The sequence below is a fragment of the Pseudomonas deceptionensis genome (assembly GCF_900106095.1).
GTDB lineage: Bacteria > Pseudomonadota > Gammaproteobacteria > Pseudomonadales > Pseudomonadaceae > Aquipseudomonas > Aquipseudomonas deceptionensis.
Genome location: NZ_FNUD01000002.1, coordinates 645047 through 661186 on the forward strand (window position 1 = coordinate 645047; position 16140 = coordinate 661186).

The following is a 16140-nucleotide window of genomic DNA, read 5'->3' on the forward strand; positions in this document are numbered from 1 at the left end:
TGCCGAACCGATGTCCGTCTTCTTTGCCGAGCGCGCGCTGTTACCTACAGGCTGGGCGACCAACGTCCGAATCGAGGTCGGCGCCGATGGCTGCTTGACCCGAATTCAAGCCAATGCCGACGCGCACGGCGCCGAACGCCTGAGCGGTCCCCTGCTGCCGGGCATGCCCAACCTGCACTCCCACGCGTTCCAGCGGGCCATGGCCGGCTTGGCCGAAGTGGCGGGCAACCCCAACGACAGCTTCTGGACCTGGCGCGATTTGATGTATCGGCTGGTCGGAAAAATCAGCCCGGAGCAGCTCGGCATCATCGCCCGCCAGCTGTACATCGAAATGCTCAAGGCCGGTTACACCTCGGTGGCCGAATTCCATTACGTACACCACGACCTGTCGGGCCAGCCCTATGCCAACCCGGCAGAACTGGCGTTGCGCATCAGCGAAGCGGCCCGCTCGACCGGTATTGGCCTGACCCTGCTGCCAGTGCTGTACAGCCACGCAGGTTTTGGCGGCCAGACACCCAATGACGGCCAGCGACGTTTTATCAACAGCACCGAGCAATACCTGAAATTGCAGCAACAGTTGCAGCCGCTGCTGGCTCAACAGCCGGCACAAGCGCTGGGCTTGTGCTTCCACTCGCTGCGCGCCGTCACCCCCGAGCAAATCCACGAAGTCATGCAGGCCAGCGACAAGGCTTGCCCGGTGCATATCCATATCGCCGAGCAGCAAAAGGAAGTCGACGACTGCCTGAGCTGGAGCGGCAAACGTCCGATCCAGTGGCTGTATGACAACGTTGAGGTGGACCGGCGCTGGTGCCTGGTGCACGCAACCCACGCCAATGCAGACGAAGTGTGGCTTATGGCGCAAAGCCAGGCCGTGGCTGGGTTATGCCTGACCACTGAAGCCAACCTGGGCGACGGTATTTTCCCGGCCGTGGACTATCTGGCCCAGGGCGGGCGTATGGGCATCGGTTCAGACAGCCATGTGTCGCTGAGTGTGGTTGAGGAGCTGCGCTGGCTGGAATACGGCCAGCGCTTGCGCGATCAGCGCCGCAACCGGATGTACCGCAGCGATCAACCGATGGTCGGCCGCACGCTGTACGACGCAGCCCTCGCAGGCGGCGCACAGGCGATGGGGCAACCCGTGGCCGGACTGGCCGTGGGCCAGCGCGCCGACTGGCTGGTACTGGACGGCAACGACCCGTACCTGGCCACCGCTCAGGACGATGCCATTCTCAACCGCTGGTTGTTTGCCGGCGGCGACCGCCAGGTGCGCGATGTACTGGTCAATGGCCAGTGGGTCGTGCGCGATGGGCATCACGCCGATGAAGAAGCCAGTTGCCGCGACTTCACCCGGGTACTGCGCGAGTTGCTGGGTTAATTTTTAACCGCAGCCTGCGGCTGCAGGAAAACTTCATCAGTGGGAGCGAGCCTGCTCGCGAAGGCCGTTCGCGAGCAGGCTCCCTCCCACAGGGGGGGCTTGATCGGTCGCAGAGTATCTACAAGGAAAGCAGATGTTTCGCCGCCCATTCCCGGACCTCGGCATAGGGGTAGTACTCCAATGCCGCAAAACCCGGAATGGCCCGCGCCTTCATCTTGGTAAACATCGGTACGCTGATCCCGCATAAAAACCGGGTCAGCCGTTCTGCCGGGGGATAACTTCCCGTGTATTCCTGATGCCTGTGGATAAAAGCACCACACAGCGCTTCAACGTTTTTATCCACAAGCGGTAACAACGCGGGCGGTTCTGGCAAGCGGGCGACCTGCCCTGCACACACCGAACAATGCCCGCACTGCTGCGGGGCCTGCTCGTCGCCAAAGTACTGGGCCAGTCGGTAACTCAGGCAGGTGTCACTGGCAAACAACGCCAGCATCGCGTGAATGCGCACAATCTCGCCGCGCTCATGGGCAGTGAAATACCGGTGCAATTCCAGGCTCAGCGCCTCGGCATCAAACTCTGTCACCAGCAGGCTGTAGACCTCGGTCATTTGCTTGCTTTCAAGCTCGATCCAGCCCTTCTCCTGAAAGTAATCCAGCGCCTTGACCACACGATTGCGGTCGGCCTGATGCTGGCTGTACAACGCGTCGAAATTCACCGTGGCCCAGGTTCTGGCGCGAGTGGAGGTCTGGATGATGGCCGAGACAAACTGCTGACGCTCACCCTCGAACCTGGCCAACAACACCTCAGGCTCGATCAGGAACTTGAACCGGTACTCGGCAAAATAGGCATAGCGCGGAGCAATCAGGCCGCGCAGTTCCAACTGCACCAACAGGGTTTTGAGCGGTAGCTGACGAATATTGCTCTGATCGGACAACGGCAGGAGCATGAACTCCCACTGCCCTTCAGGTATCGCCCCGCGCAACTCATCGAGCACACAGCGAATACCCTGCAACTCAGGCGTGTCGCCATATACAAAGTTTTCCAGCACGTTGAGGCTGTCGCGGTTGGCCAGCACCAAACACTCGGACGGCTGGCCATCACGCCCGGCGCGACCGATTTCCTGGCTGTAATTTTCAATCGACTTGGGCAAGTCGAAATGCACCACATTGCGGATGTCACTCTTATCGATACCCATCCCGAAGGCGATGGTGGCAACAATGCAGTTCAACTGGCCGCCCATAAACTGGCGCTGAATACCCTCACGCTGCTCATGGGGTAAACCGGCGTGATAGGCGTTGGCGCTGATACCGTGCTGGCTGAGGTGCTGGGCGATCTGCTCGGCCGTCTTTTGCAGCGTGACATAGACAATGCTCGGCTGGCCGATGCGCTCGCCCATCCACTGCACCAGTCGCTGGCGCTTGGCCGCACCACTGACCGGTTCAACCCACAAATTGAGGTTGGCGCGATAGAAACCGGTCGTGATGACGTCCGATTCGGCAATCGCGAATTTGGTCTGCATGTCAGCGATAACATTCGGCGTGGCCGTCGCCGTCAGCAGCAAGGCTTGAGGGATATTGAACTGGCGCTGGTAGTCCGGAAGCTTCAAGTAGTCCGGGCGAAAGTTATGCCCCCACTCGGAAATACAGTGCGCCTCGTCCACCACCAGCAACGAAATCGGCACCTGCTGCAAAAAATTACGGAAGCGCTCGTTTTTCAGGCGCTCGACCGAAATCATCAGAATCTTCAATTCGCCCGACTTGGCCCGGGCCATGACTGCACTGGCGTCCTCACGGCTTTGCGCCGAATCAATGCTGGCCGCCGCAATCCCGTGACGCTGCAAAAACGCCAATTGGTCCTGCATCAGAGCCAACAAGGGCGAAACCACCAACGTCAGGTGAGGCAGCAGCAAAGCCGGCAGCTGGTAGCACAACGACTTGCCCGACCCCGTCGGAAAGATCGCCGCCGCCGAGCGCCCAGCCAACACCGCGCTGATCGCTGCTTCTTGCCCGGCACGAAACTGTGGATAACCGAAAACCTGTTCCAGGGTGTTGTGCATCACTGTCACTCCATTGACCGCTGCAAAACGCAAAACTTTATCGCGAGAAATACAGTCGATCGAGAAAAGGTCGGGGGCAAATTGAGAGGGGATGATACAGGGTCGGCCTTGTAGTGGCTGTCGAGTACCCTGCCATCAGAAACAGCGTTAAAGTTCAGGTCCAATGAGCTGGACCTCCATTATGAAACTCGCCACCGATCTGCCTGACACCCACACCTTGCGCGAGCTGATGCAATTTCTGCATGAAGAAATCGGCCTGCCGGACCACAAAACCATCAGCCTGAAAACGTCGATCAATCTCGACCTGGGTTGCAACGGCACGGATGCCCAGCATCTGATGGAAGCCCTTGAAGAGCGTTTCGGCCTGGAGTTGGCGGACTATGATGCCTATCGCTATTTCCAGCCCGCAGGCAACGACCCGCACTTCAAGCGCAACGCCAAAGGCCGGGGTAGCAAGGTGCCGCTGACCATTGGGATGTTGTATGAGGCCATCAAGGCTGGCCATTGGGATACGCAAGCGCTGGAAGGTTAAATGTCAGGCACAAAAAAGCCGCCCTCTCAGGCGGCTTTTTTGTGGATCAACACACTGACCGAATGCTTACGCCTTCGGGCCAGCAGCCTTGATCGCGTCGCTGACGTCGAACTTCTTGAAGTTCTCTACGAACAGGCCGGCCAATGCCTTGGCAGCTTCGTCGTAGGCAGCTTTGTCAGCCCAGGTGTTGCGTGGGTTGAGCAGAACAGTGTCAACGCCCGGTACGCTCAATGGCACGTCGAGGTTGATGGTGTCCAGGTGCTCGGTTTCTGCGCCGATCAGAGCACCGCTCTGGATCGCTGCAATCACGCCGCGAGTAGTCGGGATGTTGAAACGCTTGCCAACGCCGTAGCCACCGCCGGTCCAGCCGGTGTTAACCAGGTACACCTTGGAGCCGAAACCGCGGATGCGCTTGATCAGCAGCTCTGCGTATTCGCCGGCAGGGCGCGGGAAGAACGGTGCGCCGAAGCAAGTGGAGAACGTCGACTTGATGCCGCTGCCCGAACCCATTTCAGTCGAGCCCACCAGAGCGGTGTAGCCAGACAGGAAGTGGTAAGCCGCTTGTTCTTCGCTGAGGATCGACACAGGCGGCAGTACGCCAGTCAGGTCGCAGGTCAGGAAGATCACAGCGTTTGGCTCGCCGCCCAGGTTCTTCTCGGAACGCTTGGCAACGTGCTCCAGCGGGTAAGCTGCGCGGCTGTTCTGGGTCAGGCTGACATCGGCATAGTCAGGGTGCTTGGCATCGTCGAGAACAACGTTTTCCAGCACAGCGCCGTGCTTGATGGCTTTCCAGATAACCGGTTCGTTCTTCTCGGACAGGTCGATGCACTTGGCATAGCAACCGCCTTCGATGTTGAACACCACACCTTCACCCCAGCCGTGTTCGTCATCACCGATCAGGTAACGGCTTTCATCGGCGGACAGGGTGGTTTTGCCGGTACCGGACAGGCCGAAGAACAGGGTCACGTCGCCCTCTTCGCCAATGTTGGCAGCGCAGTGCATCGGCAATACGTCAGCAGCAGGCAACAGGAAGTTCTGTACCGAGAACATGGCTTTTTTCATTTCACCGGCGTAACGCATGCCGGCGATCAGCACTTTTTTCTGGGCGAAGTTGAGGATCACGCAACCGTCAGAGTTGGTGCCATCACGCTCAGGTACGCACTCGAAGTTGGCCACATTGAGCACTTGCCACTCGTCACGACCGGCCGGGTTGTACTGAGCCGGATTGATGAACAGGCAACGACCGAACAGGTTCTGCCAGGCAGTCTGGGTGGTCATTTTCACGGCAAGGTAGTGGTCTTCGGAAGCACCTACATGCACGTGGGAAACGAAATGCTCTTGCGCGTTGTTGAAAGCCTCGACGCGGTCCCACAGGGCATCGAACTTGTCGGCCGGGAACTTGCGGTTGATCGGGCCCCAGGCAATGGATGCCTGAGTGGACGGTTCTTCAACAATGAAGCGGTCAGCCGGTGAACGGCCTGTACGGTGGCCAGTTTCGACAACCAGTGCGCCATTGTCGGCAAGCTCGCCTTCACCGCGGCTCAGGGCTTCTTTGACCAGATCGTCGATGCTCAGATCGGTGTACACGGCGTTATTAGCTTGCGTCATGAGGTTCCCCGTCGGCCATTGGCCGAGTGCGCCAAACGTTTTGTAGTAGAAAAGTTTGCACTACTACCGCGAAAAAAGTGGGCCGGATTATGCCAGAAAACCCCAAAAAGAGTAGGGCCCACCTGTCAGAACCGCGCAAGAACGGGCTTTGACAGGTGTTTTACCTAGGCTGAAACGTTTTAGTGATGAGTGTCAGAAGGGGATTCAACACCCGCACCAGCGAACAATTGATCGACATCCGCTGCATCAAACAGGTAACGCTCGTTACAAAATTGGCAGTCAATTTCGATATGGCCGCCATGTTCAGTCACCAGCGCCAGCGCATCGTCATGGCCCAGGCTGGTCAAGGCATTACCCGAACGTTCACGCGAGCAGCTGCATTTGAATTCAATGACCTGGTTGTCGAACAGGCGCACTGTTTCTTCGTGATACAGGCGATGCAGAATGGTTTCGTTGTCCAGGCCCAGCAGCTCTTCAGCCTTGAGCGTATCGCCCAACATCAGCAACTTGTCCCAGCTGTCCACACGCTCGTCTTCATCCTTGACCACGTCGGCTGGCAACTGCTGCAGGAACATGCCACGCGCACGCTTGCCATCAGCGACAAGCCAGAAGCGGGTCGGCACTTGCTCAGACATTACGAAGTAGTTGGTGAAACAGTCCGCCAGGGTTTCGCCGTTCAAATCCACAATCCCCTGGTAGCGTTTGCCAACAGTAGGATCAATGGTAATGGCCAGTACGCCGTTGGGCAGCAGGTCGGCCAGAGTGGCATCCGGAGCAATCTTGTCGGCGTCAAAACGTGCCAGGCCGCGTATTTCACGGTCGCTGGTGCATTCGATCATCAGCAGCGGCACCGGGCCTTCGGAACGCGCCTGCAGGCTCAGCAAACCATCGATTTTCTGGTTGCCCACCAGCAACGCAGCCGCTGCCATCAGCTCGCCCAGCAACTGCTGAACCGGCTGCGGGTAAGCATGCTTGGCCAACACATCGGCGTAGCTGTGGTCCAGCGAAGCCAGCTCGCCGCGGGCATCGCTGGTGTCGAACATAAAGCGTTGTGTGGCATCTGTTTTGAGTAAGTCGGACATAAGAATAGAGTTCTGAATTGGTGACAAAATGTGTTCGAGTCTTTAAATATCGTACAAATCTAATGAGCCTATATGGCGTCATGCTTCAACGATTACAAGCTATGTGCCCACAGACACGACGTACGGTTTACACGAATCGGCCGGATCACTCCCCGCCACTGGCGTCATGGAACTGATGCAATTGGCGCCGTTGTTTCTTGGTTGGCTTGCCATCGGTGCTGATGCCCATGGCTCCGGACTTGCGCATGGCCGCTGCATTTTCGCGCTTGGCGATGCTTTGTTCGGTTTCGGCGTACAGCAACTGGGCTTCCGGGGCGCCACGGCGCACCACCGATAGCGCTTTGACTTCTACCGTGCGCTCTTCAAGGCCCACACGAATTTGCAGCTCGTCGCCCAAGCGCGGCTCTTTGCTCGGCTTGCAACGTTCGCCGCGGCAATGCACTTTGCCGCTTTCAATGGCGGCTTTCGCCAGTGCACGGGTTTTGTAAAAACGCGCTGCCCAGAGCCACTTATCCAGGCGAACCTTATCGTCCTCTTCGTGCTTTTGCGCCACTGGAATTCCTCTTCACTTAAATAGTCAGAACAGTACTACTACTTGCGATGAACAACTGAAGCAATTGGCCCGATAGAATGCCCGCCTGCCAAATAGCGTGCACGTAGATAACTGTCGCCATTTGCCGGATATTCTGCGTGAATACCCATAGGGGCTGTTGACGTTTCGTTGTGGCCGCGCGTGTCACAACGAAACCTCAACAGCCCCTAGTACGCTGTCAAATCGGCTTCGCCGGTTGCTTTACCTGCAGGGTTCCTCCTGCGGCCTGAATACGTTAATCGCTGGTTACTTATATTGAAGACTTTTGATCACTTGGCCGTTGTCGGTCTGCGCGAGTGGGTGGCGCTTCCCGATTTGGGAGTCGCGGGCCTGCGGGCGAAAATCGACACCGGCGCCAGTACTTCCAGCCTGCACGCCACCGAAATCGAGCCGTTTGAGCGCGATGGTGTCGAGTGGGTACGTTTCAATGCCCATCTGGGCACGTTGGTGCAATTGCGTCATCGTCGCTGTGAAGCGCCTTTGGTGGCGATTAAAACCATCAAAAGCTCCAACGGCCACACACAGGTTCGTTACGTGATCCGCACCGGCCTGGCGCTGGGTGACCGGGTCTGGCAGGTCGAGTTCACGCTCGCTTGCCGAAAATCGATGCGTTATCGCCTGTTGCTGGGCTCAAAAGCCCTGGTTCACGGCCAGTTGGTCGTCAATCCGGCACTGAAATACATACAAGACAAGCCGGTTTTTCCGGTCACTACTACCTCTGCCACAGGTGTTGCATGAAGATCGCTGTGCTGTCGCGTAACCCGCGTCTGTATTCCACTCGTCGTCTGGTTGAAGCCGGTACTGAACGTGGCCATGAAATGGTAGTGATCGATACCCTGCGCGCCTATATGAACATTGCCAGTCATAAGCCGCAGATTCACTACCGCGGAAAGCCGCTCGAAGGTTTCGACGCCGTGATCCCGCGTATTGGAGCCTCGGTCACTTTCTATGGCTGTGCGGTGTTGCGCCAGTTCGAAATGATGGGGGTTTTCCCGCTCAACGAATCGGTGGCAATTGCCCGTTCACGGGACAAACTGCGCTCGCTGCAGCTGTTGTCGCGTCGGGGGCTGGGTTTGCCGGTAACGGGTTTTGCCCACTCGCCGGATGACATCCCCGACCTGATCGAGATGGTCAACGGTGCCCCGCTGGTGATCAAGGTGCTGGAAGGCACGCAAGGTATCGGCGTGGTGCTGTGTGAAACCGCCACCGCCGCCGAGTCGGTGATTGAAGCCTTTATGGGGCTCAAGCAAAACATCATGGTGCAGGAGTACATCAAGGAAGCCGGCGGGGCTGATATTCGCTGCTTCGTGGTCGGGGACAAGGTTATCGCGGCCATGAAGCGTCAGGCCAAACCGGGAGAGTTCCGCTCCAACCTGCATCGGGGCGGCAGCGCCAGCCTGATCAAGATCACCCCCGAAGAACGCATGACCGCTATTCGCGCGGCCAAAGTCATGGGGTTGAGCGTGGCGGGTGTCGATATCCTGCGCTCCAACCACGGCCCGTTGGTGCTGGAAGTCAACTCGTCACCAGGGCTGGAAGGCATTGAAACCACCACAGGCAAGGACGTGGCAGGCATCATCATTCAGCATCTGGAGAAAAACAGCAGCCCGCATATGACGCGCACCAAAGGCAAAGGCTGATTGCCCCTGTAGCAGCTGCCGGAGGCAGCTGCTACGCGGATTCCCTGCCCTACACCGCTCCGCGCGGCAACATAAGCCCCAGCGGCAGGCGTACACGGGCTTCCAGGCCGCCGCCGCTGCGGTTACGCAACTCGACATTGCCACCATGCATGGAGGCAATGCGCTTGACGATCGCAAGGCCCAATCCCGTGCCTTTGCCGCCACGGGCACGGTCGCCGCGTATGAACGGATTGAAGATATCTTCAAGCTCCGAAGGGTCAATCCCTGCTCCCCGGTCCATCACGCTCAGCACCACGTACGGTGCACTGACGTCTCCAGACACATAAGCCGCAACCTCAACGTCTTCGCCCGCATGGTGCAAGGCATTGCCGATCAGATTGTTAAGCAGGCGCTTCATCGATACCCGACGCAACGCAAACGGCTGGATCGGCTGCAAGCGCAAACGCACCTGCTCGCCGCTCTGGTTGTAGGGCGCCACCACTTCGCGGATCAGATCACACAGATCAACTTCTTCGACCGGCTCATCGCGCCCGTCACGAATAAAGGCCAGGAATTGATCGAGGATTGCGTCCATGTCTTCAATGTCACGCACCATATCGTCCGTAAGGTCGGTGTGGTTGCCCATGAGCTCCAGAGAGAGGCGCAAACGGGTCAGCGGTGTTCGCAGGTCATGGGACACGCCCGCGAGCATCAGCTCACGCTCGCGGCCTGCCTGCTCGACATCTTCAGCCATCTGATTGAACGCGCTGTATACCTCGGTCATCTCGCTGGGCGTGTCGCTGATCGGCAAGCGCACACTACGCCCCTGCCCTAGCTGGCGCGCCGCATACACCAGACGCTTGAGCGGCTGATTGAGCTGGCTGACGAAAATCCACGCCGACGCGGTGGATAACAAGCCGATGGCCAGGAACCAGCCCAGTACGTTCCAGATTTTCTGCCCGCGAAGCGGATGCGGATACAGTGGCACTTTCAGCCAGCCATCACCCAGGCTCGGGGCACGTACCCAGAGCGCAGGGGACGTATGCATGCGCAAGCGGACTTCAGTGTCAGGGCCAAGTTCGGCCTGCATCTGACGCTGATAAATTTCGCTGTAAGGCCAGTGCTGCTCACCCTCGGGCACACCGCCGCCCACGACGCGTACCAGGTCGACAGCATCGATAATTTTATTGCGATTTTCTTCATCCACCGCCCAGTAAGCGCGCAGGGTCAGTGCCACACCGTGGCTGTATTGGCGGTCGACCAATACGTCCTCGTTCATGAGCAGATAGACCAGCGTCAGCGCCTTGGAAAACAGGACGACTATCAGGACGAGCCAGAGTGTGCGGGAGAAGAAACTTTGGGGAAACCAGAGAGGGGTTTTCATAGGCAGCCGTTTCTACACTTTGCAGGAACGAGCCCTGAGGCCCGCAAAAAAATGAATCACGAGCCATTCAGGTACCGAAAGGCACCTGCATGGCCCGCTCCTACAAGTGATCTGTTACTTGGTGGCATTACCATCTGGCACAAACACATAACCTACGCCCCAGACGGTCTGGATATAACGCGGTTTGGACGGGTCAGGCTCAATCATGCGGCGCAAACGCGAGATCTGGACGTCGATGGAACGCTCCAGTGCATCCCACTCGCGACCACGGGCCAGGTTCATCAGCTTGTCGCGGGTCAACGGCTCTCGCGCATGCATCACCAGGGCTTTAAGCACCGCAAACTCACCTGTGGTGAGCATGTGAACTTCGTCACCACGCTTGAGTTCACGAGTCGCCAGGCTCAGTTCGTAATCACCGAACGTCACGCTTTCGTCTTCGCTGCCCGGCGCACCCGGTACCGGAGCCGACTGGCGGCGCAGTACAGCGCGCACCCGTGCCATCAGTTCATCCGGGTTGAACGGTTTGGCCAGGTAATCGTCAGCGCCCAGCTCCAGGCCCTTGATACGGCTCAGCTCATCGCCCTTCGCGGTCAGCATGATGATTGGCACCCGATTGCCCGCTGCACGCAGACGGCGGCAGGCGGACAAGCCGTCTTCGCCGGGCAGCATCAAATCCAGTACCACCAGATTGAATACCTCACGAGCCAGCAAACGATCCATTTGCTCGACGTTCGGCACAGCGCGGGCGCGATAGCCCTTGCTGACGAAGAAACGTTCCAGCAGGCTGCTCAGCCCCGGGTCGTCATCAACGATAAGAATTTTTTCGCCTTCAGCCGTTTGTGCAATGCTGCTCATTAGATGCTCCTGTGATCTCGGCGCGCATTATGGCTTAGCTGCTGTCATACGCATGGTGTGCATTGTTAGCAGATTTTTCCTCTACAAACAGCAGACCAATCAATGAGGCCGTAGCCTGCAGTCCCCTGAATCCGGGAACGCTGGTTATAATGCGCCGCCTTTTGTGTCAGGCAACCTCGAATTTTCAATGTTTGCGCCAGGATTTATTTTTTCAACACCCGGCGTAATCAGCTGACTTCACGGGTCAACAGGCTGCCCTTTTGGCCCAGGTAGCGGCGCCCTCCAGGCCGCTCAACCAGCCTCGCAAGCCTCAAGCCCGGGCATGCGAGCCTGCATCACAATTTGTCAGGTGGTTTTATGGACAGCATCAACAGCCGCATCGCCGAAGAACTTGGCGTGCGCCCGCAGCAGGTCGAAGCGGCCGTCGCTCTTCTGGATGAAGGCTCCACCGTACCCTTCATCTCTCGCTACCGTAAGGAAGTGACCGGCAGCCTGGATGACACCCAGTTACGTCATCTGGAAGAACGCCTGCGCTATCTGCGTGAACTCGACGAACGGCGCCTGAGCATCCTCGCCAGCATCGAAGAGCAAGGCAAGCTGACCCCGGAGCTGGCTCGCGACATCAAACTCGCCGAGACCAAAACCCGCCTCGAAGACTTGTACCTGCCGTACAAGCAAAAGCGCCGCACCAAGGGTCAGATCGCCTTGGAAGCCGGCCTCGGCGAACTGGCTGATGGCCTGTTCAACGACCCGACACTCAATCCTGAAACCGAAGCTGCCCGCTTTGTCGACGCCGAAAAAGGCGTGGCCGACGTCAAGGCTGCCCTCGATGGCGCCAAGTACATCCTCATGGAGCGCTTCGCCGAAGACGCCAGCCTGCTGGATAAACTGCGCAGCTTCCTCAAGCAGGAAGCCATCCTCAGCGCCCGCGTAATTCCTGGCAAAGAAGAGGAAGGCTCGAAGTTTCGCGACTACTTCGAGCACGATGAGCCGCTCAAAAGCATGCCGTCACACCGTGCGCTGGCGATTTTCCGTGGCCGCAACGAAGGCATTCTCAGCTCTTCGCTCAAGGTCGGTGAAGAACTGCCCGGCACCATGCACCCTGGCGAGATGATGATTGCCGAGCGTTTCGGCCTGCAAAACCAGAACCGCCCGGCTGACAAGTGGCTGAGCGAAGTGGTGCGCTGGACCTGGAAGGTCAAGCTCTATACCCACCTCGAAACCGACTTGCTGGGTGAGCTGCGCGACGGCGCCGAAACCGAAGCGATCAACGTATTCGCCCACAACCTGCACGACCTGCTGCTGGCTGCACCGGCCGGCCCGCGGGCCACACTGGGGCTGGACCCGGGCCTGCGCACCGGCTGCAAACTGGCCGTGGTTGATGCCACCGGCAAAATGCTGGAATACGCCACCGTTTACCCGCACGTGCCGCACAACAAGTGGGATCAGACCATCGCCGTCATGGCCGCCCTGTGCGCCAAGCACTCGGTCGAGCTGATTGCCATCGGAAACGGTACCGCCAGCCGCGAAAGCGACAAGCTGGTCGCTGACCTGATCAAGAAATACCCGGCGCTGAAAGTCACCAAGGTGATGGTGTCCGAAGCCGGTGCTTCGGTGTATTCGGCCTCGGAACTGGCCGCCAAGGAATTCCCGGATCTGGATGTATCGATCCGTGGCGCAGTATCGATCGCCCGCCGCCTGCAAGACCCGTTGGCCGAGCTGGTGAAAATCGACCCTAAATCCATCGGTGTCGGCCAGTACCAGCACGATGTGTCCCAGCTCAAGCTGGCACGCGGCCTGGACGCAGTGGTGGAAGACTGCGTAAACGCCGTGGGCGTGGACGTAAACACCGCGTCCGTGGCGCTGCTGGCCCGCATCTCGGGCCTCAATGCCACGCTAGCGCAAAACATCGTGAGCCATCGCGATGAAAACGGCGCTTTCAAAACCCGTGCCGCACTGAAAAAAGTCAGCCGCCTGGGCGAAAAAACCTTTGAGCAGGCCGCCGGCTTTTTGCGCGTCATGAATGGCGACAACCCGCTGGACAGCTCGGCGGTTCACCCCGAAGCCTACCCGCTGGTCAAGCGTATTGCGGCCGACACCGACCGCGACATTCGTTCGCTGATCGGTGACGCGAGCTTCCTCAAGCGCCTTGATCCAAAGAAATTCACCGACGAAACCTTCGGCCTGCCGACCGTCACCGACATTCTGCAAGAGCTGGAAAAACCTGGCCGCGACCCGCGTCCCGAGTTCAAGACCGCCGAGTTCCAGGAAGGCGTTGAAGACCTCAAGGACTTGCAGCTGGGCATGATTCTGGAAGGTGTTGTCACTAACGTGACCAACTTCGGTGCCTTCGTCGATATCGGCGTGCATCAGGACGGTCTGGTGCATATCTCGGCATTGTCCGAGAAGTTCATCAAGGACCCGCGTGAAGCGGTGAAAGCCGGTGACGTCGTCAAGGTCAAGGTCATGGAAATCGACATTCCGCGCAAACGCGTAGGCCTGTCGATGCGCATGAGCGATACCCCCGGCGAGAAAATCGACGGCGCTCGCGGTGCCCGCCCGGGTTCCGCTCCGCGCCAGCAAAGCACTGCACCACGCAAGGAAAGCGTAGCCGCAGCACCGAGCAATCATGCGATGGCCTCGCTGTTTGCCAACGCCAAACAGCTGAAGAAACGCTGATGGAGCTCCCGGACGGCCTGACCCAAAGCGCTTTCAGCGAGTTGATCGGTTGCCGCGTGCAGTCCGTGGAAGACGGCGTGGCGCACGTAGCGCTCAGCCTGGAGCCACAATTGCGCAACCGGGGTGGCAAGCTGCACGGGGGGGCGCTGTTCAGCCTGGTGGATATCAGCATGGGGCTGGCGTGTTCCAGCTCCCATGGGTTCGATCAGCAAAGCGCTACCATCGAGTGCAAGATCAACTACATCCGCGCGGTGTCTGAAGGCGAGGTCCTGTGCATCGCCAAAGTCATCCACCCCGGCCGACGCACACTGGTGGTCGAAGCGGATGTATTCCAGAACGACAAACTGGTCGCAAAAGCACAAGGCACCTTCGCTGTCCTGTAGCCGCCACCGGGCATTTTGAGTTAATTTCGGCACTGCTAATGCGGTGCCGAAATGCGCTTGGAGCGCTCAGGGGCCAAAACAGGGACGGGGCCAAAGCAGTATCAACAAAAGCCAGGCGACCACGCCGGTTTCAACTTCACCCTTGTAGACCGTCCTGACCACCCCCATATTGGGGCGACTGACGCGTGAAGGAATCCAACTTGAGCCAACTTCTCAACCGCCGCCTGGCTCTGCTCAGCGAGCGCACTAACCTCACTCTGCTTGAGCAATGCCTGCACGGCATCGAGCGCGAATGCCTGCGCGTCACGGCTGATGCTCGCCTGGCGCAGACTCCGCACCCCGAAGAACTGGGCTCGGCCCTCACCAACGATCAAATCACCACCGACTATTCCGAGTCGCTGCTGGAGTTCATCACCCCGGCCCTGCCCGACCCGGCAGAGACGCTGGCCAGCCTCGACAAGATTCACCGCTTTGCCTACAGCAAGCTCGGCAACGAGTTCCTGTGGAGCCCTTCGATGCCGTGCCCGCTGCCGGCCGAAGAAGACATCCCGATTGCCTACTACGGTACGTCCAACATCGGGCAGCTCAAGTACGTGTATCGCAAGGGCCTGGCCCTGCGTTACGGCAAGACCATGCAGTGCATCGCCGGTATCCACTACAACTTCTCCCTGCCCGAGGCCTTGTGGCCTGTGCTGATGCAGGCTGAAGGCTTTGTCGGTACCGAACGCGACTATCAATCGAACGCCTACATTGCCCTGATTCGCAACTTCCGCCGTTACAGCTGGCTGCTGATGTACCTGTTCGGCGCCTCGCCTGCGCTGGATGCAGGCTTCCTGCGGGGCCGTTCGCACCAGTTGGAGCAACTGGACGCCGACACGCTCTACCTGCCGTACGCCACCAGCCTGCGCATGAGCGACCTGGGTTACCAGAGCAACGCCCAGGCCGGCCTGACACCGTGCTACAACGACCTCGACAGCTACACCGACAGCCTGCGCAAAGCAGTGGCCACACCTTACGCGCCCTATGTTGAAATCGGCACGCACAAGGATGGCGAATGGGTGCAGCTGAACACCAACATTCTGCAAATCGAAAACGAGTACTACTCCAACATCCGCCCCAAGCGCGTGACCTATACCGGCGAACGGCCGATTCAGGCGCTGGTGTCCCGTGGCGTGCAGTACGTTGAAGTACGCTTGCTCGACATCAACCCGTTCCTGCCTGTGGGCATCGACCTGCCGGAGGCCCGTTTCCTGGATGCCTTCCTGCTGTATTGCGCGCTGCAAGAAAGCCCGCAATTCGATAGCCCGGAATGCGGCAGCTGCACGTCGAACTTCCTGAGCGTGGTCAAGGAAGGTCGCCGTCCGGGCCTGCAATTGCAGCGTGATGGCGCAGCAGTCGACATGAAGGAATGGGCGGCAGAACTGCTGGAGAAGATCGCTCCGCTGGCGGCCCTGCTCGACCAGAGCCATGGCGGCGACACCCACAGCAAAGCGCTCGACGACCAGCTTGCCAAAATCAGGGACGTTTCACTGACGCCGTCTGCCAAAGTGTTGGCCAGCATGGCTGAGCACAAGGAAAGCTTCGCCCAGTTCTCGATGCGTCAAAGCCAGGCCCATGCCGAGTTCTTCCGCAGCGAGCCCTTGAGCCCTGAAGACCAGGCTGCATTCGAGGAAAAAGCCCGCAAGTCACTGCTCGAACAAGCCCAGACCGAACAAACGGAAGAAGGCGACTTTGACCTGTTTGTGGCCTCGTATCAGGCGAGTATTTTGGCGATCAGTAACTAAAAACCCCCTCAACCTAGCCCTCTCCCGGAGGGCGAGGGGACTGATCGGTGGTGCTCGTGCGAGCGCGTAGGTCAGTTCCTACGACCACTGAGGCAAGGGACGGCTTCCGAGTTTTGAAGTCAGGCGTACTGTGCACCGTCACTGAAAAAAACAGTGACCGGGCATGAGAATCCGATGAACAATATCGAACT

13 protein-coding genes are annotated in these 16140 nt (G+C 58.8%); 7 read left to right on the forward strand and 6 right to left on the reverse strand.

Translation table 11 applies throughout. From position 1 onward, the window contains the following. Positions 1–10: 10 nt before the first annotated feature. Positions 11–1375 (forward strand): formimidoylglutamate deiminase, encoded by a 1365-nt coding sequence (locus BLW11_RS02720; RefSeq protein ID WP_048360474.1) that lies wholly within the window; start codon positions 11–13, stop codon positions 1373–1375. Positions 1376–1493: 118 nt separating this feature from the next. Here the strand turns inward: BLW11_RS02720 and BLW11_RS02725 are convergent, their stop codons facing one another. Continuing rightward, positions 1494–3431, reverse strand: a complete 1938-nt coding sequence (locus BLW11_RS02725; protein WP_048360475.1) for a RecQ family ATP-dependent DNA helicase — start codon at positions 3429–3431, stop codon at positions 1494–1496. Positions 3432–3612: 181 nt separating this feature from the next. Between BLW11_RS02725 and BLW11_RS02730 the strand changes: the two genes are divergently transcribed. After that, the gene (locus BLW11_RS02730) at positions 3613–3963 is read left to right on the forward strand and encodes a DUF1493 family protein (RefSeq protein WP_048360476.1); all 351 of its coding nucleotides are present in this window, start codon (positions 3613–3615) and stop codon (positions 3961–3963) included. A gap of 66 nt (positions 3964–4029) precedes the next feature. Here BLW11_RS02730 and BLW11_RS02735 read toward each other — a convergent pair whose 3' ends face one another. From BLW11_RS02735 to BLW11_RS02745, 3 genes are all read right to left on the reverse strand, one after another. Next, on the reverse strand, positions 4030–5571 hold the full coding sequence (locus BLW11_RS02735; RefSeq protein WP_048360477.1) for a phosphoenolpyruvate carboxykinase: 1542 nt from the start codon (positions 5569–5571) through the stop codon (positions 4030–4032). A gap of 179 nt (positions 5572–5750) precedes the next feature. Then, positions 5751–6653 (reverse strand): Hsp33 family molecular chaperone HslO, encoded by a 903-nt coding sequence (gene hslO / locus BLW11_RS02740; protein ID WP_048360478.1) that lies wholly within the window; start codon positions 6651–6653, stop codon positions 5751–5753. Between the two features lie 145 nt (positions 6654–6798). After that, positions 6799–7206 carry an RNA-binding S4 domain-containing protein gene (locus tag BLW11_RS02745; RefSeq protein WP_048360479.1) on the reverse strand — a complete coding sequence of 136 codons (408 nt, stop codon included), beginning with the start codon at positions 7204–7206 and terminating at the stop codon, positions 6799–6801. A 294-nt stretch (positions 7207–7500) separates the two neighbouring features. On the opposite strand from BLW11_RS02745, the gene rimB reads away from it, so the two are divergent. Both rimB and rimK read left to right on the forward strand, forming a co-directional pair. Further along, a complete protein-coding gene (gene rimB, locus BLW11_RS02750) occupies positions 7501–7983 on the forward strand; it encodes a retropepsin-like aspartic endopeptidase RimB (protein WP_048360480.1) in 483 nt (160 codons plus the stop codon). Then, positions 7980–8885, forward strand: a complete 906-nt coding sequence (gene rimK / locus BLW11_RS02755; protein WP_016783140.1) for a 30S ribosomal protein S6--L-glutamate ligase — start codon at positions 7980–7982, stop codon at positions 8883–8885. The genes rimB and rimK overlap by 4 nt, the downstream gene beginning before the upstream one ends. 49 nt (positions 8886–8934) lie before the next feature. Here the strand turns inward: rimK and BLW11_RS02760 are convergent, their stop codons facing one another. Together BLW11_RS02760 and ompR are read right to left on the reverse strand one after the other, a co-directional pair. Further along, positions 8935–10248, reverse strand: coding sequence for an ATP-binding protein (locus BLW11_RS02760; protein WP_048360481.1), 1314 nt, complete (start codon positions 10246–10248; stop codon positions 8935–8937). Between the two features lie 114 nt (positions 10249–10362). Then, positions 10363–11103: an osmolarity response regulator transcription factor OmpR gene (gene ompR / locus BLW11_RS02765; protein WP_019821773.1), complete on the reverse strand. Its 741-nt coding sequence runs from the start codon at positions 11101–11103 to the stop codon at positions 10363–10365. A 357-nt stretch (positions 11104–11460) separates the two neighbouring features. Between ompR and BLW11_RS02770 the strand changes: the two genes are divergently transcribed. The 3 genes from BLW11_RS02770 to gshA all read left to right on the forward strand — a co-directional run bounded on the left by BLW11_RS02770 (position 11461) and on the right by gshA (position 15949). After that, the gene (locus BLW11_RS02770; protein WP_048360482.1) at positions 11461–13782 is read left to right on the forward strand and encodes a Tex family protein; all 2322 of its coding nucleotides are present in this window, start codon (positions 11461–11463) and stop codon (positions 13780–13782) included. Continuing rightward, entirely contained in the window at positions 13782–14165 is a 384-nt protein-coding gene (locus BLW11_RS02775) for a PaaI family thioesterase (RefSeq protein WP_048360483.1), read from the forward strand. Before BLW11_RS02770 ends, BLW11_RS02775 begins: the two co-directional genes overlap by 1 nt. A gap of 200 nt (positions 14166–14365) precedes the next feature. Beyond that, entirely contained in the window at positions 14366–15949 is a 1584-nt protein-coding gene (gene gshA / locus BLW11_RS02780) for a glutamate--cysteine ligase (protein ID WP_048360484.1), read from the forward strand. The last annotated feature ends 191 nt before the right edge of the window (positions 15950–16140 follow it).

What these genes read in the sequence shown, in the direction of transcription:
- BLW11_RS02720 (WP_048360474.1), top strand. Translation starts at nt 11, where the DNA reads ATGTCCGTCTTCTTTGCCGAGCGCGCGCTGTTACCTACAGGCTGGGCG.
- BLW11_RS02725 (WP_048360475.1), bottom strand. Translation starts at nt 3,431, where the DNA reads ATGCACAACACCCTGGAACAGGTTTTCGGTTATCCACAGTTTCGTGCC.
- BLW11_RS02730 (WP_048360476.1), top strand. Translation starts at nt 3,613, where the DNA reads ATGAAACTCGCCACCGATCTGCCTGACACCCACACCTTGCGCGAGCTG.
- BLW11_RS02735 (WP_048360477.1), bottom strand. Translation starts at nt 5,571, where the DNA reads ATGACGCAAGCTAATAACGCCGTGTACACCGATCTGAGCATCGACGAT.
- hslO (WP_048360478.1), bottom strand. Translation starts at nt 6,653, where the DNA reads ATGTCCGACTTACTCAAAACAGATGCCACACAACGCTTTATGTTCGAC.
- rimK (WP_016783140.1), top strand. Translation starts at nt 7,980, where the DNA reads ATGAAGATCGCTGTGCTGTCGCGTAACCCGCGTCTGTATTCCACTCGT.
- BLW11_RS02760 (WP_048360481.1), bottom strand. Translation starts at nt 10,248, where the DNA reads ATGAAAACCCCTCTCTGGTTTCCCCAAAGTTTCTTCTCCCGCACACTC.
- ompR (WP_019821773.1), bottom strand. Translation starts at nt 11,103, where the DNA reads ATGAGCAGCATTGCACAAACGGCTGAAGGCGAAAAAATTCTTATCGTT.
- BLW11_RS02770 (WP_048360482.1), top strand. Translation starts at nt 11,461, where the DNA reads ATGGACAGCATCAACAGCCGCATCGCCGAAGAACTTGGCGTGCGCCCG.
- BLW11_RS02775 (WP_048360483.1), top strand. Translation starts at nt 13,782, where the DNA reads ATGGAGCTCCCGGACGGCCTGACCCAAAGCGCTTTCAGCGAGTTGATC.